The organism is Stieleria sp., from assembly GCF_041595215.1.
GTDB lineage: Bacteria > Planctomycetota > Planctomycetia > Pirellulales > Pirellulaceae > Stieleria > Stieleria magnilauensis.
The window spans coordinates 1-1,815 of record NZ_JBFHKV010001401.1 but is presented as its reverse complement, the minus strand read 5'-3'; the positions used below and the strand labels follow the sequence as shown (position 1 = coordinate 1,815).

At 60.1% G+C, this 1,815-nt stretch carries 2 protein-coding genes; one reads left to right on the top strand and one right to left on the bottom strand.

All coding sequences use genetic code 11. The features are described 5' to 3' along the window. On the bottom strand, window positions 1-406 hold a 406-nt coding region (locus ABX749_RS31600), incomplete at its 3' end, for an aminodeoxychorismate/anthranilate synthase component II (protein ID WP_372899539.1). Window positions 407-498: 92 nt separating this feature from the next. Between ABX749_RS31600 and fba the strand changes: the two genes are divergently transcribed. Continuing rightward, window positions 499-1,509 carry a class II fructose-bisphosphate aldolase gene (gene fba / locus ABX749_RS31595; RefSeq protein WP_372899538.1) on the top strand — a complete coding sequence of 337 codons (1,011 nt, stop codon included), beginning with the start codon at window positions 499-501 and terminating at the stop codon, window positions 1,507-1,509. The last annotated feature ends 306 nt before the right edge of the window (window positions 1,510-1,815 follow it).

Genomic DNA, 1,815 nt, shown 5'->3' with positions numbered 1-1,815 from the left:
GGTCCTGCGACGAGACGACCAGGGAATGATAACGCGCGACATTCATCGGGCTGGGGCAGTGGCGAAACAAGTCTTCGCCGTCGTGGGTGATCGGGCTGGCCAATCCATGACGCGGCTCGCTGCGGATGATCTGCGCGCCGAAGGCCGCCCCGATCGCTTGGTGTCCCAGGCAGACGCCCAGGATCGGAAGCTGCTCGGGGGCCTGTCGGATCAGTTCGATGCAGCAGCCGGCATCGGCCGGGCCGTGGGGGCCTGGGGAGAGGACGATTGCCTGGGGGGCGAGGTCAATCGCCTGGCGGGCGGTGATCTGGTTGCTCCGGATCACACGGGTCTCCGCCCCGGTAAGGCGAAAATAGCGTGCCAAGTTGTGAACAAAGGAGTCCTGATTGTCCAACAGCAGAATCATGATCCCCCGCCCTTGCGGTCAGGGGTCACGCAGCGATAATTCCCGGCAAAAGACTGACCCCCGACTCTCATTTTACCCCAAGGTAGCTGATCATGGCATTGGTTCCACTTCGCGTTGTGCTCGACCACGCCGCAGAAAACGATTACGGCGTTGCAGCATTCAACGTCAACAATATGGAACAGATCCAGGCGATCATGGAAGCCGCCGAAGAGACTGATTCGCCCGTGATCATCCAGGCATCGCGTGGTGCACGGGCTTATTCGCAGGACGCTTACCTGCGACACCTGATGATCGCGGCGACCGAATTGTACCCGCACATTCCGATCGTCATGCACCAAGACCATGGCAACAGCCCCGAGACCTGTAAATCGGCGATCGAAAACGGCTTCACCAGCGTCATGATGGACGGTTCGCTGGAAGAAGACGGAAAAACGCCCGCGGATTACGAATACAACGCTCGCGTCACCAAGGCCGTCGTTGAAATGGCACACGCCAAAAACGTCAGCGTCGAAGGCGAACTCGGCTGCCTGGGATCGCTGGAAAGCGGCGAAGGGGAACAGGAAGACGGCCACGGTGCGGTCGGCGAACTGACGCACGACCAATTGCTGACCGATCCCGACGAAGCCCAGCGATTTGTCGAAGAAACCGGCGTCGACGCACTGGCCGTCGCCATCGGGACCAGCCACGGCGCGTACAAGTTCACCAAGAAACCGACCGGCGAAGTGTTGGCGATGTCTCGGATCGAAGAAATCCACGCCAAATTGCCCAACACCCACCTGGTGATGCACGGCAGCAGCAGTGTTCCGCAAGAATTGCAGGACATCATCAACAAGTACGGCGGCCAAATGAAGCAAACCTACGGCGTGCCGGTCGAAGAAATTCAACGCGGCATCAAGAGCGGTGTTCGCAAGATCAACGTCGATACGGATTGCCGCATGGCCATCACCGGTGCGATCCGCAAGGTGTTCGCCGAAGACCCCTCGGCGTTCGACCCGCGTGCTTATCTGAAACCCGCTCGTACGGCGATGAAAGACGTTTGCGTCGCACGCATGACCGCCTTCGGGCAAGCCGGCAACGGAGCCAAGCTCCGCGCCACGCTGTAAGTCAGCCTACTGTCGCGAACCGGCTGATCTCAAACGATGATCAGCCGTTTGGCGCGAGCCTACGGGCCCCACGCCAAGTGATGGGGCAAACGCATCAAGTTAAGACGTAACCCTCCCGTGTGCGGGAGGGTCGAGCGCAGCGAGGGGCGAGTTTCCGCGGCAGCGCATCCACCGATGCCAACAACGACGCCAAAGCACCTTCCCCGCGTCGTCGCAAACTCCCCCGCGACCCTCCACAAGGGCATTGGTATCTGCACATCTTATGCATGTCAGATCTATTTTGAGTGGATGGTTTCGGTCAACGGC

Excerpts from the sequence above, each read along its gene's own strand:
- fba (WP_372899538.1), top strand. The coding sequence starts at position 499 with ATGGCATTGGTTCCACTTCGCGTTGTGCTCGACCACGCCGCAGAAAAC.